Annotated in this window: 16 protein-coding genes; 15 read left to right on the top strand and 1 reads right to left on the bottom strand. The window is 49.2% G+C overall.

Annotated elements, in window-relative coordinates; genetic code table 11:
* Positions 1–101 precede the first annotated feature (101 nt).
* The 13 genes from U1F02_RS09700 (at position 102) to U1F02_RS09640 (ending at position 16,645) form a co-directional block, all read left to right on the top strand.
* On the top strand, positions 102–470 hold the full coding sequence (locus U1F02_RS09700) for a response regulator transcription factor (RefSeq protein ID WP_409990184.1): 369 nt from the start codon (positions 102–104) through the stop codon (positions 468–470).
* Positions 471–473: 3 nt separating this feature from the next.
* Positions 474–1,085 (top strand): hypothetical protein, encoded by a 612-nt coding sequence (locus U1F02_RS09695; RefSeq protein WP_409990183.1) that lies wholly within the window; start codon positions 474–476, stop codon positions 1,083–1,085.
* 14 nt (positions 1,086–1,099) lie between these two features.
* Positions 1,100–2,413: a diguanylate cyclase domain-containing protein gene (locus U1F02_RS09690; RefSeq protein ID WP_409990182.1), complete on the top strand. Its 1,314-nt coding sequence runs from the start codon at positions 1,100–1,102 to the stop codon at positions 2,411–2,413.
* 221 nt (positions 2,414–2,634) lie between these two features.
* Complete coding sequence (locus U1F02_RS09685; protein WP_409990181.1) at positions 2,635–3,189, top strand: porin family protein; 555 nt, start codon at positions 2,635–2,637, stop codon at positions 3,187–3,189.
* A gap of 170 nt (positions 3,190–3,359) precedes the next feature.
* Positions 3,360–4,397 (top strand): TraB/GumN family protein, encoded by a 1,038-nt coding sequence (locus U1F02_RS09680; RefSeq protein WP_409990180.1) that lies wholly within the window; start codon positions 3,360–3,362, stop codon positions 4,395–4,397.
* A gap of 103 nt (positions 4,398–4,500) precedes the next feature.
* Complete coding sequence (locus tag U1F02_RS09675) at positions 4,501–10,500, top strand: alpha-2-macroglobulin family protein (protein WP_409990179.1); 6,000 nt, start codon at positions 4,501–4,503, stop codon at positions 10,498–10,500.
* A 111-nt stretch (positions 10,501–10,611) separates the two neighbouring features.
* Positions 10,612–10,860 carry a CopG family ribbon-helix-helix protein gene (locus U1F02_RS09670; protein WP_409990178.1) on the top strand — a complete coding sequence of 83 codons (249 nt, stop codon included), beginning with the start codon at positions 10,612–10,614 and terminating at the stop codon, positions 10,858–10,860.
* Positions 10,841–11,128 (top strand): type II toxin-antitoxin system RelE/ParE family toxin, encoded by a 288-nt coding sequence (locus tag U1F02_RS09665; protein ID WP_409990177.1) that lies wholly within the window; start codon positions 10,841–10,843, stop codon positions 11,126–11,128. Before U1F02_RS09670 ends, U1F02_RS09665 begins: the two co-directional genes overlap by 20 nt.
* A 220-nt stretch (positions 11,129–11,348) precedes the next feature.
* Positions 11,349–13,073 carry a hypothetical protein gene (locus U1F02_RS09660; RefSeq protein WP_409990176.1) on the top strand — a complete coding sequence of 575 codons (1,725 nt, stop codon included), beginning with the start codon at positions 11,349–11,351 and terminating at the stop codon, positions 13,071–13,073.
* 20 nt (positions 13,074–13,093) lie between these two features.
* Complete coding sequence (gene pbpC / locus U1F02_RS09655) at positions 13,094–15,427, top strand: penicillin-binding protein 1C (RefSeq protein WP_409990175.1); 2,334 nt, start codon at positions 13,094–13,096, stop codon at positions 15,425–15,427.
* Between the two features lie 176 nt (positions 15,428–15,603).
* Complete coding sequence (locus U1F02_RS09650) at positions 15,604–15,879, top strand: type II toxin-antitoxin system Phd/YefM family antitoxin (protein WP_409990174.1); 276 nt, start codon at positions 15,604–15,606, stop codon at positions 15,877–15,879.
* Positions 15,879–16,205: a type II toxin-antitoxin system RelE/ParE family toxin gene (locus U1F02_RS09645; protein ID WP_409990173.1), complete on the top strand. Its 327-nt coding sequence runs from the start codon at positions 15,879–15,881 to the stop codon at positions 16,203–16,205. Before U1F02_RS09650 ends, U1F02_RS09645 begins: the two co-directional genes overlap by 1 nt.
* A gap of 53 nt (positions 16,206–16,258) precedes the next feature.
* Positions 16,259–16,645, top strand: a complete 387-nt coding sequence (locus tag U1F02_RS09640; RefSeq protein ID WP_409990172.1) for a hypothetical protein — start codon at positions 16,259–16,261, stop codon at positions 16,643–16,645.
* A gap of 270 nt (positions 16,646–16,915) precedes the next feature.
* Here the strand turns inward: U1F02_RS09640 and U1F02_RS09635 are convergent, their stop codons facing one another.
* On the bottom strand, positions 16,916–17,452 hold the full coding sequence (locus U1F02_RS09635; RefSeq protein WP_409990171.1) for a hypothetical protein: 537 nt from the start codon (positions 17,450–17,452) through the stop codon (positions 16,916–16,918).
* Positions 17,453–17,770: 318 nt separating this feature from the next.
* Here U1F02_RS09635 and U1F02_RS09630 point away from each other — a divergent pair, with 318 nt between their 5' ends.
* Together U1F02_RS09630 and U1F02_RS09625 are read left to right on the top strand one after the other, a co-directional pair.
* Positions 17,771–18,799, top strand: a complete 1,029-nt coding sequence (locus tag U1F02_RS09630) for a hypothetical protein (RefSeq protein ID WP_409990170.1) — start codon at positions 17,771–17,773, stop codon at positions 18,797–18,799.
* A gap of 583 nt (positions 18,800–19,382) precedes the next feature.
* Positions 19,383–19,979 (top strand): hypothetical protein, encoded by a 597-nt coding sequence (locus tag U1F02_RS09625; protein ID WP_409990169.1) that lies wholly within the window; start codon positions 19,383–19,385, stop codon positions 19,977–19,979.
* Positions 19,980–19,981 lie beyond the last annotated feature (2 nt).

Here is a 19,981-nt window from a genome sequence, read left to right as displayed (position 1 = left end):
AACTATATTTTGTGGGTTCTTTGCAAGTTAAGCTCCTATAAGTTGGTAGGAGCTTAAAACCACAATGACGACAACACCCCCCCTGCTTATTTGAGATTACTATGAATAACACTGAAATTCTTGTTGTAGATGACAGCCGGGCATCTCGCATGTTGATTCTCGCCATTATTAAAAACGAACTGCCGAACGCTCGCATACTCGAAGCTAGTAACGGCGATGAAGCGCTCAAGCTACTTGAATCGTCCAAGCCTGCCATTGCAATTTTAGATATGAATATGCCCGGCATAACCGGTCTTGAGCTGGCAACTAAAATCGCAGATATTTCTCCCGCGACAGTGCGTGCGCTGCTCACGGCAAACATTCAGGAGTCTACGCGGCTGGAAGCAGAGCGAAATAGCGTTCACTTTTTTAAAAAGCCTGTCTCCGAACGCGTACTGAAAGAAATCTTGCAACTGTTGCCCCGAGGCTAAGACATGAAATTTTCTGAATTAGAACTAGATGCGCTCGCTGAGACTTTCAATTTATCCCTAGGTGAAGCAGCGGCCATGTTTTCTGAAATGGTGCGCGAAGACATTCTTATTTCTGTGCCCACCGTTGAAATTCTGTCCCGTGCATTATTATTAGAACAATTGCATCTTCAAGGCAGCAACCGCTTGTGTGCGATAAAACAACAATTTGAATCAACGTCTGATTTTAAAACCAATACCCTTTTACTGTTTCCCGAACAAGGCACCTTGGAACTTGTTAGACGTATGCTTGGCGATAGTACGCCTATTGAACATATCACCGAGCTTGAGCAAGATACTCTGGCTGAAATAGGTAATATCATCATGAATGGCTGCATGGGCAGCCTCGCCAATTTATTTAATAACCGTATGACCGGTACGCTGCCCGATGTCACCGTTTCCGATACATCAGAGGTACTGGACAACTATGAAATGAACGATATGTTTTTGGTGGCTCGAATTGGTATGTCGCTCTCATCCAAAAATATTTCGGGACTTGTGCTTTTTATTATGGACGTAAATTCCATTCAGCGCTTTATGGGTGAAGTTAGAAAAGCCTTTCAAATCAGCGGCAATTAAGCATCGTGAATTTTATGAATGATCAGCTTCTCAATGTCATCAATCTGGGAGTGATTGTTGTTAACCAACAGCAAAAAATTGTTGTTTGGAATAAATGGATTGAGCAACACTCAAGACTAACGAATGAAGAAGCGCTAAATAAGCACCTCGGCTCGCTGTTCGGCGGTTTGCTGGATCTACGGCTATCTTTCGCAGTAAACGAAGCCATTCACTTAGGTATGGCAAGCGTCTTATCCCACACATTACACCCCAACCCACTGCCCTTATATGACTACACAGGTGGTGAACCAGTACTCATTAAACAATCCGTTGAGATCACGCCTTTCTCTTCTGAGTTCGGTGAACATCATTGCTTGCTGTTGGTTCGCGATGTAACAGACGTTGTAAAACGCGAGGAATATTTGCGCCAACAAGCCCGTCAATCAAAAATTGACGTACAGCGTTTATCTCTGGTGCAAGAGCATTTGCGAAAAAATGAATTGCGCTTTCGCGAACTAACTCGACACGCGCCTGTTGGTCTGTTTGAATTGGATGAAAATGGCTGCTGGGGATTTTTAAACGAAAAGTGCTCGCAAATACTTGGACTGGAAGAACACGAGCTGCTTAACATCCACTGGACTAATGCTGTTCCTGAAAGTGAAAACGCAAACGCTCACAAAGAATGGAACCATGCAAAAAATGGCTCGCACCGTTTTTGGTTGCAGTTTATGTATTGTAAACCTGACCGGAAAATCATATGGCTACAAATGGAAGGCAGGGCCATTAAAGACGAAAAAGAAAAAGTGACCGGCTACATTGGTACCATTCAAGATATTACCGAACACAGAGATCACATACAAAAAATTGAGTTCCGTGCTAATTACGATAGCCTTACATTGGTATTTAACAGAAATTATTTTGAAACCAAATTGCGCTCATCGGTTGCCGGTGCCCGCGAGGTAAACCAAAAGCTTGGTTTTTTGTTTGTCGATCTCAACAAGTTCAAAGAAATTAACGATGAATACGGTCACAGCGCTGGCGATAAAGTTCTCAAATCAGTGGCCGCTAAAATGCGACGCGCTGTACGTGAGGGCGACGTTGTCGCACGTTTGGGCGGCGATGAATTTGCCATTATCCTTAACGATATTGAAAGCGAATTAGCTATTCCTACAATTGTGGCGAAAATACGCCACGCCGTTTCCTTGCCCGTCAATATAGGGAACATCTATCTAAAAGCAGAATGTGCCATAGGTGTTTCTATATTTCCGCAACACGGCGACACGTTTGAACAACTTATGAATCATGCCGATATGGAAATGTACAAGGATAAGTCAGGCAAGCGCTCGTGAGTATCAAGCCCACATAGGGCATGAATGTAATAGCCCCGTTATCAAATAAACCTTAAATATCAATAATTGAGTCGAGTTAGGCTGGGGTAAGCCAGAATCAACCCAGCCTCAGCATCAAATGAATCCGTTAATTTTTATCAAACATGGCATTAATCCTATACTACATATAGGCTGCACGGCCTGCTATTGGAGCAGGGATTTTATTGCATAATGGAGTTTTTATGAGAAAGCACGCTTTAGTTTTAGGTTTAGTAGCCGCCGTATCCCTCCCAGCTGCTGCTGATGGCCTGTACGTGTTTGGCGATGTTGGTCAGTCGAAATTTTCTGGTGATATTAGCGAAACTGATAACGCATTGGCACTCGGCCTTGGTTACAACCTTAACAGCACTTTCAGCTTTGAATTGGCTTATCACGATCTCGGCGGTTTTGGTATTTCTGATTCTGTGTACGAGCCGAGCGTCGGTTACATTGATGTTGACGCTTCTGTCGATGTAACTGCATATAGCCTCAGCGCTCTCGCTAAATTACCTTTGTCTGAAAAATTTGATATCTATGGTCGTTTAGGTTACGCCCATGTTTCAATCGATTCAAAAGGCACAGGCAGTGCTCTAGGTATTACAGTGCCTGTAGGAGTCTCTGATTCTGAAAACAAAGCGACCTATGGTGTTGGCGCAGCTTATAAAGTAAACGAGAAGTTTGCTTTGCGCGCTGACTACGTCAAGTTTGGTGATATGGACCTGAGTTCATTCACAGTTGGTGCAACCTACACATTCTAATGTGCACGCTCAGGAAAGCTTCGGCTTTCCTGATTAGAATTTTAAATCATATTTTTTCTTCCTAGCTTACTTATCAGATTTAATCACGCCGTTAAAAATAATTCATCGGCCTGCAACTTTTTCTCCCCCTACAACATCCAACAGCATCATTATTCTTATTAAGGGATTTTATGCGCTGCTTTCTATTGATGTTGAGCTTGGCTGTTTGTTTGTCGATTGAACTTGCCAGTGCCACTACTGAGGCTGCTCCTGCCCCATCTACTGATACAACCGGTGCAACTGATGCTGTCGATGAAATACTAATTGTTGGTGAGCAACCCGGTCCGACTTTATGGAAAGTTTATAAGGGAGATCACCTGCTCTGGGTATTGGGAACTTTTTATCCATTGCCGAATAAACTTCAGTGGCGTTCGCAACAAGCGGAAGATGCTATCGCCAATTCACAGGAAGTTTTTTTACAACCTTCCGCGCACGCGAAAGTGGGATTTTTCAGTCAACTTACTTTATTGCCATCTTTAATCGGTATTAAAAAAAGCCCAGACGGAATGAGCTTGGAAGAAAAAGTCCCGGCGGATGTTTACAGCCGTTGGCTTGTACTTAAAGAAAAATATATCGGCAAAGATAAAGCCATCGAAAAATACCGCCCCATTTTTGCTGGCCATGAGTTAATGGAACAAGCACAAAAGAAAGCGGGTTTTGATAATGAGGACATAGTGACCAAGCGCGTTCAGGAACTTGCCAAAAAACACAAGGTAAAGATTACCGTCCCCACCTACGAATTCACTGTGGACAAACCACGACAAACCCTAAAACATTTCAAACAAACCGAAATGGATGACTTAAGTTGTTTTACCAAAATGGTGGATCACCTTTCCACTGATTTGGACACCATGAAGTTGCGAGCAAACGCTTGGGCAACAGGTGATCTTAACGCGCTCGCCAGCTTGCCAATTACCGACCCGAGCAGCGAATGCTTTGACGCGTTTATGAAATCCTCCTTTGCCGAAGAAGAAGGCGTAAAAGACTTGCCCGCAAAAGTGGAAGCCGAATGGTTTGCAAAGATTGATGAGGCCTTAACCAACAACGCGGTGAGCTTTGCGGTTATAGGCACAGCCGAAATGCTTAAAAAAGAAAGTGTGATAGCAAAACTAAAAGCCAAGGGTTATCGCATTGAAGGTTTTGGTTTTGACAATACAAAAGAGGAATAGCAATCGCTAAACATTTTTTGCAGTTTGCGACTTATTGCCACTCATTTTAAAAAATGCCGCCTGCTACAATCGCCGCTCAACTTCTACATCCAGGGTGGGTTTTATGGCGGCAACAAGATTGGCGGCAGTGGGTGCCGCAATAGTTCAAGGATGGAAAAAAAGTATAGCGGCGCTGAAATGGCTGGCGCGCGGGCTTTTTGGTGAAATGCAATGGAACTTGCCGCCGTGGATGCGTTGGAGTGGTAATCATCTTGCACGTGCTGGCACTGCCGTAAAAAGCAAACCTAAAACCAGCGCAGCAAGCCTCGCCGGTTTAGTGGTGCTCGCCGCTGGCGGGCTTTACGGCTATCAATGGTATAAACACCAACCCAAACCCGTTTATCCGCAATGCGAAGTTAACGCGCCTGCCTTAACAACTTATGTTGACGACAAACAAAAAATTCATCCGCTGGTGCTTAAGTGCGATCAATCAGTCGCGCCTTTGGAAGCCGTTGGAAAACCCGCAACCAAAGGCATTAACCTAAAACCGAAAATCGCCGGCCAATGGGTGTGGGAGAACGATCGCAAGCTCGTCTTCACGCCTGCTGCCGATTGGCCCGTGGGTCAAAAATTTGAGTTGAGTCTCGCCAAACAAAAATTCCTGGCATCGCAAGTGCGCTTGGAAAAATACGATTACGAATTTAAAACTGCGCCTTTCGCTGCGCAAATTGCTCAGAACCAGTTTTACCAAGACCCTACTGACCCCGCACTGAAAAAACTGGTCGCCACAGTTCATTTCAGCCACAGCGTTAATGCGGAAGAATTTGAAAAACACATTCAGCTTTCACTCGCCAAAGACGCTGCATTTTTGGGTTTAAGCGATGATTCCACCGGCTTTACCGTTAATTACGACAAGCTCAAACTCAACGCTTACATTCATTCGCACAGTTTAAGTTTGCCGCGCGAAGACACCCCCATGACCCTCACGGTGAAGAAAGGCATTCACGCCAGCCGTGGTGGCGACGGTACCAGCGAAGACCTGAGCAGCAATATCACCATTCCCGGTCGTTACAGTTTGCGTTTCAATAATTTTGGAATGATTTTGGCGGACAACGAAAAGTTGGAACCGGAGCAAGTGTTGATTTTTAACAGCAATGCGCCTGTAACCGACGCGAGTCTGGATAAAAAAATCAAAGCCTGGGTGCTGCCGGAATTTCATCCCGACGAAAAAATGCAAGGTTCACGCAAGTGGCCATTTAACTGGCGCAGCGATTACGTAGATCAAAAAATTCTTGCCGCTGCTGAACCTTTACCGCTGAATTTATTACCCAGCGATGATTCCCAACAAGCGCTCCACAGCTATCAATTCAAAGCGCCCGTTGGCCGTTATGTTTATGTGGAAGTTGCCCCCGGAATTGTCGCCGTGGGCGGCACCCAATCTGCCAAGGCAAGTACCGAAACCTTCCAAGTTAGGCCTTACGAAGCCTCGCTCAAATTGTTGGGTGAAGGTTCTATTCTTGGCTTGGGCGGCGAGCGCAAAATTGGTTTTGTAAGCCGCGCGTTGGATGCGGTGGAATTAGAAGTAGGTCGATTACTGCCCAACCAATTGCATCAATTGCTCGCGCAAACTGGCGGCGATTTAACTATTCCCAGCGAATACGACGCATGGCAAGAAGACCGCATTGTTGAACGTTTTGCTGAGGTTCGCCCCACCTTGGGCAACACGCCCGGCAAGCCGGTTTACGACAATCTGGATTTGAGCGGCTACTTTAAATCAGACAGCCCCGGCCAATCCAAGCTCGGCATCTTTTTAGTTCGCTCCAAAGGCTTGTCGTTGAATGATGCCAACAAAAAAGGCTCGCAAGACCGCAAAGACTACAGCGACACCGATAACCGCGACGGCCGCCTCTTGCTGGTCACTGACCTCGGCATTTTAGTGAAGACCAATAAAGACGGCAGTCAGAACGTGTACGTGCAATCCATCGCTAAAGGCGAACCTGTTGCCGGTGCAAAAGTGGAGTTGATTGGCCGTAACGGCCTTGCCTTGGAAACCCGCACCACCGACGCCAGCGGTAAAGTGGAATTGCCCAAAATCTCTGAACAATACCGCCGTGAAAAAACGCCGCTCATGATCTTGGCCCACTATGGCGATGACTTGTCCTTCCTGCCTTACAACAACTATGGCCGCCGCCTGAATTTCTCGCGTTTCGACACGGGCGGCGTGGATACCAATACCGACCCTAATACCTTGAGCAGTTATATCTTTAGCGACCGTGGTTTGTATCGCCCGGGTGAAGAAGTGCATTTGGGCAATATTGTGCGCACGCAGGATTGGAAAAACTCCCTTGAAGGCGTACCACTGGAGCTGGAAATCCTTGATCCACGCGGGATGCAGGCCTATCGCCAAGCCTTTAGCGCCAAGGCGACCGGCTTTAACGAATTCAGTTGGAAGCCATCGGTCAGCGCGCCCACCGGTACCTATAGCGCCATGGTTTACTTGGTGAAAAGCGGCTACCGCGACCGCATGCTGGGCAGCACCACTATTAAGGTTCAGGAGTTTGAGCCAGATCGCCTCAAGGTCACCGCAAGTCTGTCAGAGCAACCCGTCACCGGCTGGCTCAATCCGGATAAAGTTCGCGCCAGCGTGTTGGCCATGAACCTGTTTGGTACGCCCGCCACCAATCGACGCGTAACCGCTTCTATGACTTTGTCACCCACCGTGCCCAGCTTTGCGGGCTACGCGGATTACAAATTCTACGACCCCAACAAGTTTAACGAAGGTTCTGAACAAGCCTTACCGGATGGAAAAACCGACGACCAAGGCAAGGCAACCTTTGATCTAAACCTCAACCGGTTTGCCAAAGCCACCTATCGTCTTTCTATTCTCGCTCGCGTTTTTGAGCCGGAAGGTGGCCGCAATGTGGCGGCGGTGAGCGACTTGCTCGTCTCCAGTTCTGCCTATTTAGTCGGCGTGAAAAAGACGGATGCTGACCTGAGCTTTATCACCAAATCCAGCAAACAATCCAGCCAATGGATTGCGCTCAACCCCGAGCTAAAAGGCCAGCAAGTGGACGGTTTAACGCTGGAATGGGTGCAACGCAAATATGTGTCGGTATTGATGAAGCAAAACGACGGCACCTATAGATACCAATCGCGTTTGAAAGAAACCTTGCGTAACTCACAACCACAAAGCCTCGCGGCAAAAGGTAGCGAGATCGCCTTGCCCACTGACGAACCGGGTGATTTCGCCTTGGTATTGCGCAATGCCGAAGGCCAGGAACTCAACCGTTTAAGCTACTCGGTCATTGGCCAAGGCAACCTCAGCCGCTCGCTGGAACGCAGCGCCGAGTTGCAGCTCAAGCTCAATAAAACCGAGTACTCGCCCGGCGATAGCATTGAGGTTTCCATCCAAGCACCTTATACCGGTGCGGGTTTGATCACCCTCGAGCGCGACAAGGTTTACGCGCACCAATGGTTTAAAACCGACACAACCAGCTCCGTTCAGCACATCACCGTTCCCGCCAACTTTGAAGGCAACGGCTATGTGACCGTGCAGTTTGTGCGTTCGCTGAATTCGGAAGAAGTCTTTACCAGCCCGCTTTCCTACGGCGCTTTGCCGTTCAAAATGTCGCTCGCGCCGCGCACCCAAGTGCTTACGCTTAAAGCGCCAGAATTAGTAAAACCGGGCGAAACCTTGGATTTGGAGCTGCAAGCGCCGCGCGCCAGCCAAGCCGTTATCTACGCGGTGGACGAAGGCATTCTCCAAGTCGCGCGCTATAAAACGCCAGACCCGCTCAGCTTCTTCTTCCAAAAGAGCCGTTTGGAGGTGGATTCCAGCCAAATTTTGGATTTGATCTTGCCGGAGTTCAGCCAATTGCTGAAAGCCTCTGCCCCCGGTGGAGATGGCGACGGCGCGCTTGGCCGCAACCTCAACCCCTTCAAAAACAAACGCAAAGCGCCAGCGGTTTATTGGTCCGGCTTGGTGGATGTATCGCCCTCCGGCACCAAAGTGAGCTACAAAGTGCCGGATTACTTCAACGGCAAGTTGCATCTCTACGCCGTGTCCGTTGACCACGACAGCATTGGCGTTACCGAAGGCGGAGCCGAGGTTCGCGGCGACCTGATCATCACCCCCAACGTGCCGGTTATGCTGGCGCCCGGCGATGAAGTGGATGTGAGTTTTGGCCTCGCCAATAACCTGAAAGCGAGTTCGGGCAAAGTGGATATCACCCTGAAAACCTCTCCCAATATTGAAGTGGTGGGCGATGCCAAACAGAGCTTGGATATAGCCGCGGGCAAAGAAGGCCAAGGCAGCTTCCATATTCGCGCCAAGGACACCCCCGGAGCCGCGAGTTTGGTGTTTATTGCGTCGACCGGTGCTGCAAAAGCACAGCTGGAGGAAGGCTTGAGCGTGCGCCCCGCCGCGCCTTTCCGCACGGCAATTAGCACCGGTCGCACCGAGAGCGATAAAAAGCAGCTGTTGCTCACACGCAAACTTTACGACCCCTTCCGCACCGTGAACGTCACAGCGGCCTACACGCCGCTGGCGTGGGCGAGCGGTTTGCAGCAGTACCTCAACGATTACCCCTATTCCTGCACCGAGCAATTGGTGAGTATGGGCTTGCCCGCGTTGCTGTTTAGCCAGCACCCGGACTTGGGCCAAATTAAAGGCAAGGGTTCTGTGGCGGGGGTTATTCAAACCCTGCAAAGCCGCCAAAACGAGGAAGGTGCTTTCGGGCTTTGGTCTGCCAGTACCGTGGTGGCCAATTGGCCGTCTCTGTGGGCGATGCAATATATGATCGAAGCGCGCGAACGCAACCAGCAGGTTCCCAACGAACTCTTCTCGCGCTCGCAACAATGGCTCAACCGCATGGCGCAACCCTGGGGCAACAGCATGGATGATATGCGCCAACGCGCTTACGCCATCTACTTGCTCAGCCGCTTGGGCGTTCAAACCGGCAGCCAATTGAGCGGTTTGCAGCAAGAGCTGAAAGCACGTTATGAGAAAGAATGGCCAACGGATATCACCGCAGCCTACGTAGCGGCTAGCCAGCGCTTGTTGCAACAAACCGATCTTGCACAAAAGACCTTGAAAGCCGTGCCGTGGAAAAACACGCTTTACGATAGCGATGGCTACTACAACGCCCTGAGCCATTCATCGCAGTTGTTGTACCTCTACGCCAAGCACTTCCCCGAGCTGCTGGATAAGCTGCCCGCCACGGTACTGGACGACATGGGCCAACGCATCACCAACAAGGAATACAACAGCCTGAGTTCCGCCTATTTATTGCTGGCTTTAACCCAATACGGCGAAGTGGCCACTAGTCAGGCGAAACTTCCGGTGAAACTCAGCAGCATTTTGGCGAATGACAGTCTGCAAGCATTGGCGGCGTCGGCTGGTTTGCTGCAAAAAGCTGATATCCCGCAAAACATCAAAGGCGTGCAGCTGAATCAAGACACCAAGCTGCCGCTGTTCTACAGCATGGTAGAAAGCGGCTTCGACCAGCAAAGCGCAAGCTTGCCAGAGGTTAAACAGGGCCTGGAGATTCAGCGCGAATACTTGGATGTCACCGGCAAGCCGCTGGAGCAAATCAAAGTGGGCGAGGAATTTTTGGTTCGCCTGCGTTTGCGCACCGTGGATAAATCCTTCCTCAGCCAAGTGGCCGTGGTGGATTTATTGCCCGGCGGCGTAGAACCCGTGATTAACCGCGTAGTGCTGCCAACCCCCGAGCGCGCTAATCCGCAAAACGAAGAACCCGCAGCCAGCGAAGGCGATGAAAATCTGGAAGGCGAAGGTGCTGAGGGTGAAGCAGAGGGCGACGAGTCGGCAAATGTTGCTGAACCCGAGCCAGCAGCTGCCGATGCCGCGCCTGCAGTGAATTACATCCCAGGCTTTAGCGGCGAACCCGGCCAGTCTACCTGGCAAGCCGCCTTCGCCGATTTGCGTGACGACCGCGTAGTAGTTTACGGCCACCTCACCAAAGATATGGTGACCTTCACCTACCGCGTGCGCGCCACCAATACAGGTTCCTACCAAACCCCGGCCGCCTACGCCGAGGCCATGTACGAACCCAACTTGTTCGCACGCAGCCTCGCCAGCAAGTTTAAGGTTGTGAAGCCTTAAAGCTATTGGATGGTGTTCCTCCCCCTTCTCAAGGGGGAGGTTAGGAGGGGGTTGCCCTTTAATCAACAGAATCCTAGACTTGAGCATCACAAAGATTCTTGGAGAACCTCGATGACTCTTAAAGCAACTTCAGTTCGGTTAGATGACGAGACTCTCGCCAGCATCACGCAAATGGCTGAAGCGATGGATCGTCCCCGCGCATGGCTAATGGCACAAGCCATCAAGCAATACGTAGAGCGGGAAACCTGGTTTATGAATCAGGTGAACAAAGGCGTAGAAGCGGCGGATCAAGGCAAGCTGACGGATCACGCAGACCTCAAAGCCAAGTGGGAAGCGAAGCGTGCAAATCAAATGGACTGATTTAGCAGTTAAGGACTTAGACTCGATTGAAGCTTATATCACCAAAGAAAACAGCCCTATTGTTGCGATTGATCTTGTCCTGAAAATAATAAACGTTACTGAACTCGTGCTCATTAATCATCCTAAAGCTGGCCGTATTGGCCGTGTAAAGAACACCCGCGAACTTGTTATTGATGGCATTCCATTTTTGGTGGTTTATCGCCAGTTGAATGAGATTCAGGTTTTGCGCGTATTGCACGATGCGCAGCAATGGCCTTCGGCAGATTGAACCCGCTAGCAAGGCTGCCAACCACTTGGCAAAGCCAGCAAGTTTAAGGTTGTGAAGCCGTAGGTTTGCACGTAACCTTCTATGCACATCTTTCTGTGCATTCTTTTAGTCAATTTCTCGTCTGCCGGAGAGTGCAGACGAGAATTGTCGTCGTCAGTGACGGAAAAACAGCGCCAAACCAAGGGATTCTAATAACTCAACGCCTCTTAAGGACACGACCATGTCTTTGCAAGATCCAGAATTTGAAAACTTTAAAAAGGCCTACCAAGAAGGCAACTACAACTATGCGCTGCATAGTTTGAAGAAGCTGATGGTGACCTACCCGCAATCCTTCGCCCTGCGCTGGCACCACGCTAAGGTGTTGGAAAAGCTGGAGCGGTTTGCGGAGGCGCGCGTTGCCTTGGCCAAAGTATTGAGTTTACGTGAGGATTTTGTGCCCGCGCTTATCATGCAAGTGCAGCTGGATTTCTACCAGCGCGATGAGGATGACAGCGACGAGCAAGAGCTGGATGAAGAGGAAGCTCTGAGCGAACACGCGCGGTTTAACCTGATCGAGCAACGCCTTTATAAGATTCTCAGCATCGACCCCAACGCGGTGGATGCACTTTATATGTTGTCTGGCTTGCTGCGTGGCCACGAAGGCAATACCCATGTCGCCAAGGCTAACCAACTGCTCAACCGCGCTGTTGCGCTGGCACCTCATCGCGTCGATTTGCTGGAAGATCGCGGCAATAGCTTGTTGGGCAGCGCGATTGTGCAAGAAGGCGAAGCGACCAATTCCATCAATATCGTCAGCACTTTTTCTGGCATGCGTTACAAGCGCGACCAAATGGAGCTGGCGCTGTCAGATTTTCACACCTGCTACCAACTCACCGGCGAGCATCGCTTTGGGTTGCGCGTGGCCTCCATCCTCCACGATTTAGGCCGCTTTGACGAAGCGCTCGCCGCTTACGACAAGGTACTCGCCAACGTGGCGGAAGATGATCCTTACCGTTCGATTATTCTGGAACGCCGCGCCCGTTCAGAAAACGATGGCGGCGGTGAGCGCGAACAAATGGCGCAATTGCTGGAAGCCGCCATCGCCAACGACGGTAAAGAACGCACTCAGGAAGAAGATAATGTGGCCCAAGCACTTTTGAGCGCCGCCAATGCCGTGCGCGGCGGCAAATCGGTGAGCGAAGCGTTGGAAGAGCGCTTGTCTGACGACCCCATGGACAACATCGCCACCAATATAGCGGCGCAAATCCTCAATGTGGCCAACGAACCCGCGCCCAACCTGATTGAAGTAGACCCCAAAGATTACCCGCCCTATCAGCAAAAATTTATCGCCAAAACCAAGAGAGAACTGGAAGCGCTCGGTTTGGTGCATGTGGCCGATGCCGAAGCGGAAGGTCTGCGCATGATGCTTGGCCGCCAAGTGCTGCTCACCTTTTTTGCCGACGAAGCGGGCGAAATGGGCGTTGCCGCCTTTTGCATGAAGCCAAAAAAAATCAGCCCCATCGCCATGCTGTTTTTATTCATGACCGGCAAATGGAAAGTCTTGCGGTCGCTGTTTAAGGTCAACTCGCTTGTGGAATGCGTCAGCCAGTTTTCCAACGGCGATTACGTCAACACCCAGTATTTCAGCGTGTCTCCGTTTGAATACGGCCCGCCGATTTATATCGAAAAAGTGCCTGAAACCGCATCGGTCGCTGAACTGGTTGGCCGCCATCAGGAACGACTCGAAGAACACAAACTCGCTTACCCGGGCGCCATTGCACTGCAAGTGCGCGATTTGGAAGGCATGGATGATCGCTGGGTGAAGGGCCAGCAAATAAAACGCGAATACCGCCGCAAGATTAACTACATCACCGAGCCCGAGCTGAAACAACTGCTCGGTTCGTCCTACGATAAATTCGCGGATAAAGTGCGCTCGAAGCTTAAGATTTTAGCGGCTGATCTTTAGCCCATAAGACCTTGGGCTCTATGACGCTATCCCGATGCTTTCGCTTTTGTCTTATCGCCCTCACCGTGATTGCCGTGTTACTCGCGGCAATCCGGTGCTGGCCGCGCCCCAGCCTCGCCCAACAAATCCCAAGTTCCCAAGCCTTTTTGGCAGAAAATGGTGAGCTGCTGCGGCTGACCTTGGCGAGCGATGACCAATACCGCGTGTGGACACCGCTTAGCGATATTTCCCCGCAACTCCCCAAAGCCGTTTTACTTTATGAAGACCGCTGGTTTTACTGGCACTTGGGGGTGAACCCGCAAGCGGTAGCGCGCGCCGCTTTTCGCACCTACAGCGGCGGGCAACAGCAAGGCGGCTCTACCATCAGCATGCAGCTGGCGCGTTTGTTTTACAGCCTAAATACCAAAACACCTGCAGGTAAGTTTGAGCAAATGGCGCGGGCGGTGTGGTTGGAGCTGCGCTACAGCAAGCGGGAGATTTTGGAGGCCTACCTGAATTTGGCGCCCTACGGCAGCAACGTTCAGGGCGCGGGTGCCGCCAGCCTGATTTACTTTGGCAAAACTGCCAAGCAGCTGAGTATTTCAGAGGCTTTAACGCTCGCGATTATTCCGCAGCAACCCAACCGCCGCGCCGGAACCAAGGCCATGCAAGCCGCCCTTAATGCGCCTAAGGAGCGCCTGCTCAAGCGTTGGTTGGAATACTATTCGCTGGACGAAACCCAAACCCGCCTTGCCCATTTGCCGGTGCGCTTTCACGCCATCAAGGATTTACCCTTCCGCGCGCCCCATTTTGTGGACATGCTTCAGCAGCAAGCCAACCTCATTAAAGGCAGCGACTCGGCGCAAGTTCGTACCAGCCTGAACCTGAATTTGCAAACCATTGTGGAACGGCAAACCCGCCAGTATTTGCAGGAAGTTGGCAGCAAAGGAATCCAAAACGCGGCCGCGCTCCTTATCGACCCAAAGAGCATGGAAGTTAAGGCGTGGCTAGGCTCGGCCAATTACTTCAATACAGAGATTGATGGCCAAGTGAATGGAGTGACCGCCAAGCGCTCGCCCGGCTCAATCCTCAAACCCTTTATTTACGCGCTGGCGATGGATCAGGGCATTCTCCACCCCGCCAGTATTTTGAAAGACGCGCCGACGGATTTTGGCCCCTACACACCCGAGAATTTTGACGGCCAATTTCGCGGCCCCATTACCGCTCAGGATGCACTCATCCATTCCCGCAACATTCCCGCCGTGTGGACGGCGAGCCAGCTGCATTCCCCCAGCCTCTACAGCTTTTTAACCATGGCGGGCGTATCCCAACTCAAAAGCGAAAAATATTACGGGCTGGCGCTAGTGCTGGGCGGCGGCGAGGTGACTATGGAAGAACTCACCGGCCTTTACGCCATGCTCGCGCGCGGCGGCAAGCTCAAACCCGTGCAATACCTGCACAGCAGCGCGCACCCCCAAAAAGCCAGCGAAGGCACAGCCTTGATTTCGCCGGAAGCCAGTTTTATAGCGCTGGATATGCTTAGCCACAACCCGCGCCCCGGCGACGACTCGGCCTACAACCTGAAATCCGGCTGGCCGGTTGCGTGGAAAACCGGAACCTCTTGGGGCTTTCGCGATGCGTGGTCGGTCGGAGTGGTTGGACCTTATGTATTGGCGGTGTGGATTGGCAATTTCGATAGCCGCGGCAACCCCGCCTTTGTGGGAGTAGATGCCGCCGCGCCCCTGTTCTTTCGCATTGCCGATGGGCTTTACCTCAACAAGCCCAGCAGCATCGCACCGCCGATTCCACCCAAAGGCGTAAGCCAAGTATCCGTTTGCAGCGCCAGCGGCGACCTGCCCAATGCCTGGTGCCCCATGACCCACAAGACTTGGTACATTCCGGGTAAATCGCCCATTAAAGTCAGCCAGCTTCACCAGCCTGTGGCCATCAGCCTGAAAACCGGCCAACCACTCTGCCCGCCTTATGCAGCCGATCAAGTCCGCATGGAAGTGATGGAATTCTGGAGCAGCGATATGCAAAAGCTCTTTCGCCAAGCCGGCCTACCCCGCCGCAGCCCACCCAAATGCCAACAGGGTTTCCAAACCCAAGCGCCGGAAATCACATCGCCCGTGCGCCACGTTGCCTACCAACTGCGCACCAGCCAGCCTGAGGTCACCATCCCCCTACAAGCCAAAGCCGCCGCCCAAGTCCGCACCCTTTTCTGGTTCGACGACAACCGCTACATCGGCAGTAGCGACCCGCTCACCGCACTGGCCTATCGCCCAAGTGATTCGGGTATTCACAATATCCGCGTGGTGGATGATCAAGGGCAAGTGGCAGAAAGGGAGATGACGGTGGATTGGATTGGGGAGTGAGGTTTTATACGTAGGGTGTACCTAAAGCGAAGCGTGGTACGCCAAAAAATTTTGCCTTGTAAATGGCTTATTATGCTTCGCTTTAAATACGCCCTACGGTGCTGCATGGATTGCTAATACAACCGAACACACCTAGACTAATAAAAGACCAAATTTAGTCTTCTGTGGAGCCATCAATGAACTTCTCATCGCAAATCAAACCCGTCAGTTATCTCAAAGCGAATGCCGCAGAGGTGCTATCAACTCTTGCTGAAAACCGCGAGCCATTAATCATCACCCAAAACGGTGAAGCCAAAGCAGTTTTACAGGACGTTAACAGCTATAAAGACACCCAAGAAACCTTGGCATTGCTGAAAATATTGGCGTTGGGTAATCAAGAATTGGAAGCAGGGAAGGTTGCGCCTGCACAAGACGTGTTCAGTAAAATTCGCAACCGGAGTGTGCAGGATTAATGTCACTTCCCATTTATTTTACCCAAAGTGCAGAGCGCGATTTATTAGCCATTTATGATTACATTGCCGAGCAAGACTCTGCTCAAAAAGCCAATAGACTCCTCGATCAGCTGCAAGAAAAAATTAATACACTTAGCGAAAGCCCCGAACGCGGAACCTATCCCAAAGAATTGCTAAACATAGGTATGCGCGAATACCGCCAAATCTATTTCAAACCTTATCGTGTGATATATCGTGTTTACGGCGGGAAAATATTAATTTATCTCATCGCGGATGGCCGCAGAGATATGCAGGCTTTATTGGAACGGCGGTTGTTGGGCGGATAGTTAATTTAGAGCTGGCCTATCGCCCGAGTGATTCAGGTAATCACAATATCCGCGTGGTGGATGGTCAAGGACAAGTGGCGGAAAGGGAGATGACGGTGGATTGGATAGGGCTGAGTTTTATACATCAGGATATTGGCTTCGTTCGCAAAGGCCAGCAAGCGGAAGTGAAGGTTGAAACATTTTATTTTACCAAATACGGCACCGTAAAAGGCGAAGTTATTTCAGTCTCATCGGATGCTATTAAAGATGAAAAGCTGGGGCTCGTTTTTGCCACGAGAGTACGCCTGAATAAGAGCGCAATTTCTGTAGATTATAACAATATCAAATTATCAGTTGGTATGGCCATCACAATTGAAATCAAAACCACGCAGCGCAGAGCGATTGAAAACTTCCTTGATCCGTTGATGAGCCATGCGTCAGAGAGTTTGCGTGAGCGCTAGCGATTAGCATTTGAAAAAGATGATCGAGTAAGAACAAATTAATGACGAAGCCTGAGTTTTTCGAGAAAACTAATTGCCGCAAAACAAATACTTAATTCGCGAATCGCTTTCAGCAAATCAAGTTTTAGGCTCTGAAAAATTTAGAGCGCAGCTTGAGATTGCATTGAAAAGAAAAATTGGATTTTTAAACCAAGGTAGGCCGATATTAGCGATTGGTTATAAATAAATCACTACTACCCATTAACTCATTTATCAACGCTGCGCGTTCCCTCAGCATCCGGGAGATTTTTTAAGCACTCGCTCGTAAATAGGCAGTGCATAATATTCGTTGCATTTATCGAACCTTTTTTGTGACTCTCTCGATATCGCCTCAGATATAGTATATCTCGCCCCAAAGCTTGGGCTAATGGTAATGCTATATCTCAAAGAACCTGATGCTAACGGCAAATTATAAATTGGCCGAGCAAAATCACGGGCTTGGTTCGGTGGTATTGCCCCCGTAGAGCCAATCCATTGGAGGGTTACATCGCCTGCATCCGTGCCATCCACAATTGGTTGTGTGCCAATAACAACACACTTACCGTTTTTTTCGCAATCTGAAAAAGTTAAGACACCGCTGTAGCCCGTCAACGGTTGCGCTGAATTATTAAATATTCGTGCTTTTAGGAAATATTTTGGAGACGTGCGGTCGTATTCGTCCCATCCTTTATTGGGGACAATTTCTGTTTTTGAGATTTCAATCTCCGAATCGGCAAAAGAATAATCATTAACAAACAGCAGTGAAATTAAGAATCCATATTTTAACATATAACTTTCCCTCAAAATCTATTCGTGGCAAGCTTATGCAGCAAAGCCCTAAAAATTATGTGTCCCAAAATATAACACACAAGTCACTCAAGCAATAGTTTACTGCTTGTATATTTTAAGTCGCAATTCTCTGATTTTGCGTGTGCAAGTATTTAGTAAGGTCGAAACTTAAAAACTACCGCTTAGTTCGGAGTTAGAAAGCAATAATTAACAATGAAAGAAATTTATTTGCATTCTTTAAACTGCTATGGATTCAGGGAGGGCTAGTTATATGGGTAATTTAGTCTCTAATGGTTTTTCTTTAAAGAACTACAGAACATGATGTCCACTACTCAAGTTGCTGAAGTAATCGGCGCGCCGCAACGAGTTCAGCGGTGGGTGTTAATTCTGCTTGCGCTGCTTTCATATTCGACCGCATGCTTTGCAATGAACTTAAATCCCACATCGGTAAAGGGAATGGCACAGGCATACGGTTTCGTTCTAGGACAAGAATATTCTTTGTCGCGAATAACAAAGGAGTTCCCTGACTTAACCGTGCGTGTTGAGTTGGCAGGTGCTCAGTTTGGATCGACGTATCCCGACATTAAAGTCAAGCTGGAAACACAACTTAAACAAGCTATGGGAGAAAGGCTGTTCCAGGAAACGAAAGCCGATTTGCTAACTAAACTCAAGGAAACTATCGGGCGCCAGCAAATCACAAAAGAAAGCGCGCTCAGCTTTCTTGAGCAAGTGAAAGGCAGATCTAAAGGGGATATAGAAAGTCCGGTTCTGGAGTATTTATTGGCTCTGAGATACACGACTAATCCTGCGGCTGAGTTCGCAGACGGCTTTCGGCAACGCTATGAAACTAACGGGATGGGTAAGTCCCAGGGAATCAAGTTAAATTTACAATTGCCGCGTTCTTGGGCTAGGGAAGAGGGCGAGCGGCCGCATATCGTTCAAAAGTGGGTGAGTGAAAATGGAACTGGCCTAGAAATCATACATCTCGATATCCGAGATGCGCAGGGTTATAGCCCAACGAAAAAGGAGCTAGAGGATTTCGTCAAGTCAGGTGAGGTAAAAGAGTCTGTTCCTAACGGTTCTACTTATGTCGCCTCTGGTAATTTTACATTGGAAAATCAAACCGGTTGGTGGGTTCAAACTTCTATGTCTCTTGAGCGAGCTGGAATGAAAACGCATCAGGAAGCATTAATTTACCAATTCTTCTTTCGAGGAAAAGCAGTTGGCATTATGTGTCAAGCGGTTGGGCCGGAAGGCGAGGAGGCCAAGGTATATGAGTCTTTCAACCGAATCAAACCGTTGTGCCAGCGAGTGTTAAATAGCGTCGTTTTGCCACAAGCATACTAGGCAGCAGGGAGAAGAAAGTTTGGACTGTTCAGGTTTACTTGCGGTTTTCTCGCGGCTTATCGTCGCTTGGTAGGCGTTTGGCCGCCTACCTGTTTTTTCATGGGGTCCAAAACGTTAACGGCGTAAAGGCAACATGATGGTAATCCTTACCGTGAAGTTACTGTACATGGTTGTGTCATTTGGGGGGTTCTTGGCTTTAGGGCGATGATTAACAAGTTGCATACAATTTGCTACGGAACGCAACACCCATGATACTGAAAGTGCGGGCGTTATCAGCCTTGCGCTAAAGCGACGCCGAAAAAGCTGCGCTTTCTCTCTCGACGAATTCGAGCAATTGAATGACCCGAGAGCTGAAGATACCAAAATTCAAAACACCTCTGATTTTCATTTGCTTTTTGTATTTGCTTGCGTGGGTTATTGCTATCGAGAAAATGCTTAGAAGATATTATTCGTAAAGAGTTTTCAAGTGGATGCATTATTCACAATTCGCGTTTAGCATTTTTTGCACTCATTGTTGTATCAAACCTCAACGTAAAGTATTTTGTTCAATGTTACGTTATGCACATGATTATGGAGTTGCGTCATGAAGAGGATTTTACGTTTTATATTTTTTATTTCAATGTCCGCGAGTTCGTACGCTGACCTAGAAAGGGGCATTAACAACTATAGAGCAGTTGCCACGAACACGAAGTTATACAGCTCACTCTCAGCACCTGAGCTTATCGAGGTTAAAAAAGTAATTACAATGATTGATTCCGGCCTCTTAATTGTTCCGGGGATTCCATTCGTTCCTTCTCAGAAAGAGCTTAATGATGGAAAGAAGGCGGCACACTACTATGCATCCGCATCGATGATCAATGAAACCAGACCTGATCCCTGCATCCTTGCCAACTTAAACGCCGGAGACAGCATGCGAGGTGATGGAGCTGCGAGGGGAGGCTTTCAATCTTGTATTATTGGCGGAGGCGCGATAGTTGGTTCGACGTATAAAATTCAAGCTGTTTCCAGCGATTCAGCGGTTTTTGTCATTGCGAATACCGCTTATTTTGCAGTGACACCTTGCCTAGGTTTAAAAGAGGATCAGGACGTAAAATTTATACCAGACGCATATTCTGGGTGTAGAGGCCGAACGTTCAAAAGCGTAGACACGGAAATCTTGTGTCGACTAAAGTGTCAGTGATA

This window comes from Cellvibrio sp. (assembly GCF_046347455.1).
GTDB lineage: Bacteria > Pseudomonadota > Gammaproteobacteria > Pseudomonadales > Cellvibrionaceae > Cellvibrio.
Note: the sequence above shows the minus strand (reverse complement) of the source record. Positions and strands in the feature narration are given on the sequence as shown.